This window comes from Microcystis sp. LE19-10.1B (genome assembly GCF_027530565.1).
Classification (GTDB): Bacteria; Cyanobacteriota; Cyanobacteriia; order Cyanobacteriales; family Microcystaceae; genus Microcystis; species Microcystis aeruginosa.
This window is the reverse complement of record NZ_JAPZQM010000429.1, coordinates 1-7,297: the sequence shown is the minus strand read 5'-3', so window position 1 is coordinate 7,297 and position 7,297 is coordinate 1. Positions and strand designations below refer to the sequence as shown.

Annotated in this window: 8 protein-coding genes and 1 pseudogene; 5 read left to right on the top strand and 4 right to left on the bottom strand. The window is 43.8% G+C overall.

From position 1 onward, the window contains the following. Positions 1-257 precede the first annotated feature (257 nt). On the top strand, positions 258-524 hold the full coding sequence (locus O9332_RS15625) for a hypothetical protein (protein WP_002763196.1): 267 nt from the start codon (positions 258-260) through the stop codon (positions 522-524). Here O9332_RS15625 and O9332_RS15620 read toward each other — a convergent pair. Then, entirely contained in the window at positions 521-2,185 is a 1,665-nt protein-coding gene (locus O9332_RS15620) for a transglutaminase domain-containing protein (RefSeq protein ID WP_288026329.1), read from the bottom strand. The two genes, O9332_RS15625 and O9332_RS15620, sit on opposite strands and share 4 nt — an antisense overlap. A gap of 112 nt (positions 2,186-2,297) precedes the next feature. Here O9332_RS15620 and cofG point away from each other — a divergent pair, with 112 nt between their 5' ends. Then, positions 2,298-3,185, top strand: a complete 888-nt coding sequence (gene cofG, locus O9332_RS15615; RefSeq protein WP_288026327.1) for a 7,8-didemethyl-8-hydroxy-5-deazariboflavin synthase subunit CofG — start codon at positions 2,298-2,300, stop codon at positions 3,183-3,185. A 425-nt stretch (positions 3,186-3,610) separates the two neighbouring features. Here cofG and O9332_RS15610 read toward each other — a convergent pair whose 3' ends face one another. Together O9332_RS15610 and O9332_RS15605 are read right to left on the bottom strand one after the other, a co-directional pair. Next, the gene (locus O9332_RS15610) at positions 3,611-4,672 is read right to left on the bottom strand and encodes an ABC transporter permease (protein WP_002759538.1); all 1,062 of its coding nucleotides are present in this window, start codon (positions 4,670-4,672) and stop codon (positions 3,611-3,613) included. A 157-nt stretch (positions 4,673-4,829) separates the two neighbouring features. Then, on the bottom strand, positions 4,830-5,348 hold the full coding sequence (locus O9332_RS15605; protein WP_002737799.1) for an adenine phosphoribosyltransferase: 519 nt from the start codon (positions 5,346-5,348) through the stop codon (positions 4,830-4,832). Between the two features lie 98 nt (positions 5,349-5,446). Between O9332_RS15605 and O9332_RS15600 the strand changes: the two genes are divergently transcribed. Both O9332_RS15600 and O9332_RS15595 read left to right on the top strand, forming a co-directional pair. After that, on the top strand, positions 5,447-6,073 hold the full coding sequence (locus tag O9332_RS15600) for a DUF3038 domain-containing protein (protein ID WP_288026325.1): 627 nt from the start codon (positions 5,447-5,449) through the stop codon (positions 6,071-6,073). Between the two features lie 2 nt (positions 6,074-6,075). Continuing rightward, positions 6,076-6,729 (top strand): DUF4335 domain-containing protein, encoded by a 654-nt coding sequence (locus O9332_RS15595; protein ID WP_288026323.1) that lies wholly within the window; start codon positions 6,076-6,078, stop codon positions 6,727-6,729. Between the two features lie 10 nt (positions 6,730-6,739). Here the strand turns inward: O9332_RS15595 and O9332_RS15590 are convergent, their stop codons facing one another. Next, a complete protein-coding gene (locus tag O9332_RS15590) occupies positions 6,740-7,048 on the bottom strand; it encodes a HigA family addiction module antitoxin (protein WP_288026321.1) in 309 nt (102 codons plus the stop codon). Between the two features lie 153 nt (positions 7,049-7,201). On the opposite strand from O9332_RS15590, the pseudogene O9332_RS28110 reads away from it, so the two are divergent. After that, a pseudogene (locus O9332_RS28110) lies at positions 7,202-7,297 on the top strand (ribonuclease III); the annotation flags it as partial.

Below are 7,297 nucleotides of genomic sequence, written 5' to 3'. Positions count from 1 at the left end.
AGGGGGTCAATTACCTAATTTTCAGGGAAAAAGTACCTGAATTTTCCCCCCAATCACTCCAAAGGTCGGCACTTTTTGAGGGAAAACAAGTCTAAAAACCCTATCCAACAAGGTTTTTAGATTTATTCAGCAAACCCTAATTACACATCTCAAGGGAAATTAATTTGGCACGACTACTTAACGAATTATTGCGATCGCTTGCCAGGAACTAATTTTCAGCGATAATCTAAAGTCAGAGTCCATCGGGAGATAAGATCATGAACTTTCGTCTAGTTCTATTTTCAGGCCTTGTTACCGCTTTAGTCGGGGCAGGTATCGGTTATGGCATTAGCCGCATTGAACGCAATCCCAGCCAAGTCAACTATAAAAATCCCTATAACTATCAAATCATCTATGGACGTTATTTTGCCGGTGCCGGGGCAGCCCTGGGCTTCTGTGTGGGTGCGGGTTTGCAAATGGTCAAAGAACTCAAAGAAGAAAGAGATAGAGAAATGGGCATCCTAGATGATGGCTCAGAATTCTAGTCTTTTGGGGCTAATTCCTCAAGAATGACGAATTGAACGTGATTAATCGCTAAATCGCCGATGGGAACTTGGGTTTTTAACACCGGTTGTCCTTCACTGAGCATTCGTTCAAAGGGGATATCTTTGGCAATTTCCGTGTGATACCAAGCTAAACCCATAAAGAAACGATTGGGATAGGGACCACCTTCAAAGATATCATCGGGATTGGACTCCATGGGAACCCAACCGATAGAGGGGAGATAAAATTCCATCCAGACGTGATTGTAATCTGGTTCGAGGGGTAAATTACGTTCGAGGGGATGGGGTGGGCATTTATAGCGTCCTACCGTGCGACAGGCAATACCATTGAGACGACACAAAGCCAATAATAAACCCACATATTCGCCACAGGAACCCACTCCGCGCCGCAGGGCAATATCGGGGGTGTCGATGTTGGGTTTGATGCCGTAGGAAAGCTGATCATAGACGTAGTTACGAATACTATAAACTTTTCTGAGGAGATTGGTTTCCCGACCGATCGCTTCTTCGGCAGCATTGAGGATAATTTCTGTATTCATGGCCAGATCATCATTATCGATCAAATAGCGATCGGGAAAATCGGCGGGTAAGGGGGGTAAATCTTCGCAATCTTGGGGAGTAATTTGGTATTTAATTCCCCATACTTCTAAGACTACTTTCCACCCAAAAATATGACGTTGTTTGCCGGTTATTTGCTCGAACTTAAATACTGCCACCCGCTGCCCGTCTTGAATTTCTTCAATAAAAGGCAATCCCACCGCTTCGACGCTGCGAATTTTTTGCCGTGGTGTTTCTAAGGGTAAAGCGATGCGCCATTCCACATCTTTTAGTTCGATATTATATAGAGGTTCCAATTCCTCGACGTAGGATAATTCAATCAGATAACCGTTAGAAAGGGCGTATTTTTTAGCGGGATCGTAGTGAAAATATAGAGGATGGACAAAAGTACGCGGACGATAACTAAGTTCGTAAACCTGTTCGGAATTGGGATTATCGCGGATAAAGGGTTCTTGGAAAGCATAGGCCACATATAGGATATCCTTGCCACTGTTCGCATCGCGATAAAATGCTAATCCCGTCGGCGATTCAAAAGGAGTTATCATGCTAAAAAGCTGTTCTCCCGTGGCGCGATCAAGACAGTAAACCGTTTGTTCTAGGGTATCCGTTAACCAAAGTTCTTCCCCGCGAATGGTGATATTTTCGATGCCGATACCAGGCGCGTACAAACGAGTAATTTCCTGTCCCGATTGGCGATCAAATATAAAGATTTGTCCAGAACGTTGACAAGTGACATAAATTGTGTTACCAGTTACGGCGACTCCGTTAGCGGTGTAGGGAAGACGGGTAAAAAATTTCGGGGTAAAATCTTCGAGAGTGCAGCAGTAGAGATTTTCGCGGGTAGTAAACCAGAGGTTATTTTGATCATCGATGGCCAATCCCGTCGTCCCGACGAATTCTTGCCAGCGATGGGAATTAAGTACAGTTGTATGACCAGTATCGAGGGCAATTTGGTATAAATAGCCGTTTTTTGCGTCGATAGCGATTAATTTGTTATCTTGAAATACAATTCCGTGCAGGGCCGTGGCGCTAATCGGGCGAATCGTTTGACGATGGGAGGGAAGACTGGCAGGATCGAAAATCATAGGAGGAAGCGAAAAGGGAGGGTGTTTTTAAGTGAATAAAACAGCAATTCTCCCCACGATAGCAAATTTTATCGCCCTTGAATGCTCGTAATGAACTCCAATTCCGAAAAAAATGTCAAGAATTGTCACCTATAGTCCCTCTCATACCCTTGTACCTACCTACGAGTGTTTCAATCGTTGCAGTTATTGTAATTTTCGCAGGGATTTAGGCACTGATGGCTGGTTAAGTTTAGACAAGGCAAAAGAGATTTTAACTGCTTTGCAGGGTTCGGAAATTACGGAAATTTTAATTCTTAGCGGCGAAGTTCATCCTTTAGCAGCCAATCGAGAGTCATGGTTTCGGCATATTTATAATTTAGCAGCATTGGCTTTAAATATGGGTTTTTATCCCCATACCAATGCGGGGATTTTAACTTTTGCCGAGATGGAAAAACTGAAAAATGTCAATCTATCTATGGGCATAATGTTAGAACAAATGACGGTGACTTTATTAAATACTGTCCATCGTCATGCCCCTAGTAAAGTGCCATCCCTGCGCTTAGAGCAGTTACAATGGGCGGGAGAATTAGGAATTCCTTTTACCACGGGTTTATTATTAGGAATTGGTGAAACAGAATGCGATCGCTTAGTAACCTTAGAAACTATTGCCACTATTCATCAACGTTGGGGACATATTCAAGAAGTGATCCTACAACCCTACAATCCGGGCAAAAGAGAACAGTGGCAAAATAATCCTTTTGATCTGCAAAAATTACCCGATCTGGTTAGGCAAGCCAGGGAAATTTTGCCCCCAGATATTGTCATTCAAATTCCCCCGAATTTAGTACCCGATCCTCTTTTTCTCTTGGATTGTTTAGCGGCAGGAGCGCGGGATTTAGGCGGTATTGGCATTATCGATGAAGTTAATCCCGATTACCTCCATTTACACCCCGATAAATTAAAGGAATTTTTAGCAGTTTATGGCTGGGAATTAAAGCCACGCCTACCGGTTTATCAGTAAACATTAATCAGGGAAAAGATAGCACTGTTAATGCCATTTAACAATCCTTACTTAATACCCCTTAATTGATTATTATTCATTCTTAATTCTCCTGACGACCGACGACCGAGGCTGCATCTCATTTTTGTAAATCTACCAATTGGGATTTTGACGGGGAAACTCTCGGCTAAGATCGGGCATTACTTCCGATTTTATCACTCAATCCAAGCTTTTGGGGGGTTCTACCCCCCAAACCCCCCGTTGGGAGCGTGGCGCCGCCCCCAAACCCCCCGCGCATTAGTTTTTCGGTGGGATGCTTACACGCAGCTGCTGATACATCTGTAATAATTTAAGGGTCACTGATAATTGCTTATTGTCCCTATTTCTGCAAATGTGAGATGCACCCGTTGGGTAGTGGGAAATTTAGCTGAAATTTCCCTATCACCCTACTTTAAATCCTCCAATTTAATCCTAGGATCTACAGCTTTGAGAAGTAAATCAGCCAGGAGATTACCGATAATCAACATAGTAGCACCCATCATTAAACTGCCCATAACTAAATATAAATCTTTAGCCGTCACAGCTTGCAAAATTAAGCGACCTAATCCTGGCCAATTAAAGAAAAATTCGGCGATAAATGCCCCACTTAACAAACTAGAAAATTCAAAGCCCAAAAGAGTTATCAGGGGATTAATAGCATTGCGTAAAGCGTGGACATAGATAACTTTATTTTCCGGTAAACCTTTCGCCCTCGCGGTTTGAATATAATCCTGTCGCAGAACATCTAATAATTGTCCCCGCATCAATCTTTGTAATCCCGCAAAACTGGTAACTGTCAGGGCAATAGTTGGTAAAATCATGTGCCAAGCGATATCTAAAACTTTACCGATAGGGGAATATTCAGAATAGTTAATACTGGTCATATCACCCACTGGTAAAAGCGGCGAGACATTTTGGGCGAGAATTAGCAGTAAAAGGGCAGTGATAAAACTGGGGAACCCTTGACCAATATAACTGATAACTCGGAAAAATTTATCGATAAATTGGTTTTGTTTGACGGCGCTGAGAATGCCCAAGGGAATTGCAATCGCCCAGGTTAAAATGATGGAAGTCAAAGACATTAATAACGTCGCTGGAATTCTCTCTAATAATAGGGAAGACACGGGACGAAAATAGGTAAAACTCAGACCAAAATTAAACTGAGTTACCACTTGCCACAACCATTTAAAATACTGGACAATCGGCGGGTCTTTTAAACCAAAAAGGGCAATATATTGTTCTTTAGTTTCCTGACTAATCTTGGGATTAAGGTCAAGCAAAGCCAGAAAACCGCCGGGGGTTAATTGGATAATAGCGAAACTCAAAGCCGAGGCCAACAACAGGGTTAATAAACCCTGGAGAACACGCTTGACAATATATAAAAAAGTTTCGCTAGTTAGGAGAGATTGTAACCCATTAGCACTCGATCGAGCGGTTGCAGCCTTATAATTATCATCGGTCGCCGTCATAAGTAATCGTGCCAAGTTAATTTCCTAGTGGGGACTCCAATTCAGGAGTCAGGAGATAAATAGTCGCGCAGAATTAATTGGCATTTTTGAGATAGGCACTCTTGCCAGAGTGTTAGCGAAATGTGTAATTAATTCTGCTTAGGTACTTAAAAAAAACCTAATAATCGATGAGGGTAATAATCGGTAAATCGGGTAATTTTTCCCGACCACCGAGGTCGATTAACTCGATGATAAAGGCAAATCCTAACACCTCGCAACCAATTTTTTCTAATAAATCGGCCGTTGCTTTCGCCGTCCCTCCCGTCGCGATTAAATCATCGACAATTAAGACTTTATGATGGGATGCCACCGCGTCTTGATGAATTTCGAGGCTATCGCTTCCGTATTCCAAATCATACTCGATACTATGAACGGCGGCGGGTAATTTGCCCGGTTTCCGGACGGGAATAAATCCCGCTTCTAATTGGTATGCTAAAGGAACACCAAAGAGAAAACCCCTGGATTCCATACCGACAATGTAATCGGGGGATAAACCGTAATCGCGACACTTTGCCGTTAGGGTATCGATCGTGTAACGTAATCCTTGGGGATGATTGAGTAGGGTAGTAATATCGCGGAAGACAATACCCGGTTTGGGAAAGTCGGGAATATCGCGAATCAGTGATTTCAGATCCATTCGGTTTCCGTGTCTCGTAAAATGGGGGACAGCTATCTATACAATACAATTTACAATACCCTGACTCGATCGCCCTTGTGTTTTAGTTCTCCTATATCATGACCTCTACTAGCCTAACGCCCGAATCTACAACATCAGCCCCAGAAAAACCGGTTATTTTAAGCGTTTTACCCGATTTTCCGATTGCCAGTCAGCAATGCGCCCTACATCTCCAACAGCATATCGATTTAATGCTATTAGCGTTGGAATCCTTAGAAGTCGGTGCCGGGGAGGCCCTGTTAGCCCTCTGTAAAGAACTAGGACTCGATAAAATTGTCAGAAACCGGATTATTTTCTGGCGCTTACGCTGTACTAATCCCTGGCGAATTTCCTACACCCTCGACCGTCTCACCCTTGACCAAGCAAAAGCTTTAGTTATCATTGCCAGTTATCGGGCCAAACCCCTAGCTATATCCATCCGACAATTACTGTTAGCGCGGCAACAGATGGAATCAAAGGGTTTACCCGTGGATAATAATTTTCTTTTATCAGAATATCTAGAACGATTTCGCTCCAATTTTCGCAGTCGCATGAACCCCCGCCGGGCCAAAGTATCGGTTTATCTAGCCGATGAAAATGCTTTAAATGAACTGGCTTTATCCCTTCTCGATCAGTTATTATTTTGTACTGGTACGACGGGAATGCAGCGGTTTTGGATTAGTTTATTTGATGGGGAGATCGTGTAGAAATGAGAAGACAGTATAGCTTGCCCAATTGTACCCTGATTCTCGATGGTTTCGGCGATGATTTCGCCCCAGCTAACCCCGGTGATAGCCGACCTTTACTCTCAATTTTGACTAACGTAGAATGTCGGTTAATCGGGGCCAATAAAGTCCTGCAAGGTGGTCGGGTTTTCTTGGAAAATTTGGTCCAAGCGGTCAGTCAGTATGCCCAAGAATTTTTGAGTGGTGTTCGTCATCCCCAAGACCCCGTCCATGAACCAGATCATGTGTACCTAGAAAAGATTGACCATAATCTCCATCGTCTGGTTTGGTATCCATCAACGGACTTGAATATCCCGGAAAGTCCGGTGAAGATAGAAATCAGTACCGTGCAGTTATTCGATTTAATAGAAGCGATTGACCAATTTTTTGCCGATACTCGCACTTTACCTGACCTAACCCTGAAATTACAGCCAGTTTCCCGTCGCTACCATAAGGTGAATGAATCGGCGGCCGGTCGAACAGTACCTTTTTTGGCAGGATTAGGCAGTCTTGTCGCTTGCGCCCTACTTTTCTATCTGTTACCCGTTCCCCAAGTCCGTAAACCCGAAAATCCCCCCATTCCTGCCGCTTCTCCCAGTCCCACCGTCCCCACTAATCCCGTCCCCCCCCCCAGATAAAATTAGGCCCCTAAGCTACATCTGTAAATGGAGTAATAGGAATTTGGTTATAAACTTCGGCATTCTTTGCCTGAGCTTGACGGAGATCGTAGTCTGTTTGAAGATTCAGCCAAAACTGAGGACTGTTACCGAAATATCGTGACAGACGCAAAGCTGTGTCCGCAGTGATACTACGCTTACCCGCTAAAATCTCACCGATACGAGTTTGAGCTACGCTTAAATCTTTACTCAGTCTGTAGGGGGTAATATTGAGCGGTTCCAGAAAATCTAACTTGAGGATTTCACCGGGATGGATATTTGGCAAACGGTTGCTGTTCATTGCATTTAGCTAATTTTAGTGGTAGTCCACCACGCTCGAATCCTAACGCCTAACAATACTATTGTCAAGCAGAAGTAAGCCTTCACCCCACACCCCACACCCTACACCCCACACCCTACACCCCACACCCCACACCCCAACTCCCCCGCTCCCATGTCCTTAAGTGATCCGCGTCGCCAAAAACAATTAAAAACCCTAGTGGAAAAGCTGGGTTTATCAGCTGATGTCCCCGTCAGATGGGATTTATTA

What these genes read in the sequence shown, in the direction of transcription:
- O9332_RS15610 (WP_002759538.1), bottom strand. Translation starts at nt 4,672, where the DNA reads ATGACGGCGACCGATGATAATTATAAGGCTGCAACCGCTCGATCGAGT.
- O9332_RS15605 (WP_002737799.1), bottom strand. Translation starts at nt 5,348, where the DNA reads ATGGATCTGAAATCACTGATTCGCGATATTCCCGACTTTCCCAAACCG.
- cofG (WP_288026327.1), top strand. Translation starts at nt 2,298, where the DNA reads ATGTCAAGAATTGTCACCTATAGTCCCTCTCATACCCTTGTACCTACC.
- O9332_RS15620 (WP_288026329.1), bottom strand. Translation starts at nt 2,185, where the DNA reads ATGATTTTCGATCCTGCCAGTCTTCCCTCCCATCGTCAAACGATTCGC.
- O9332_RS15600 (WP_288026325.1), top strand. Translation starts at nt 5,447, where the DNA reads ATGACCTCTACTAGCCTAACGCCCGAATCTACAACATCAGCCCCAGAA.
- O9332_RS15595 (WP_288026323.1), top strand. Translation starts at nt 6,076, where the DNA reads ATGAGAAGACAGTATAGCTTGCCCAATTGTACCCTGATTCTCGATGGT.
- O9332_RS15590 (WP_288026321.1), bottom strand. Translation starts at nt 7,048, where the DNA reads ATGAACAGCAACCGTTTGCCAAATATCCATCCCGGTGAAATCCTCAAG.
- O9332_RS15625 (WP_002763196.1), top strand. Translation starts at nt 258, where the DNA reads ATGAACTTTCGTCTAGTTCTATTTTCAGGCCTTGTTACCGCTTTAGTC.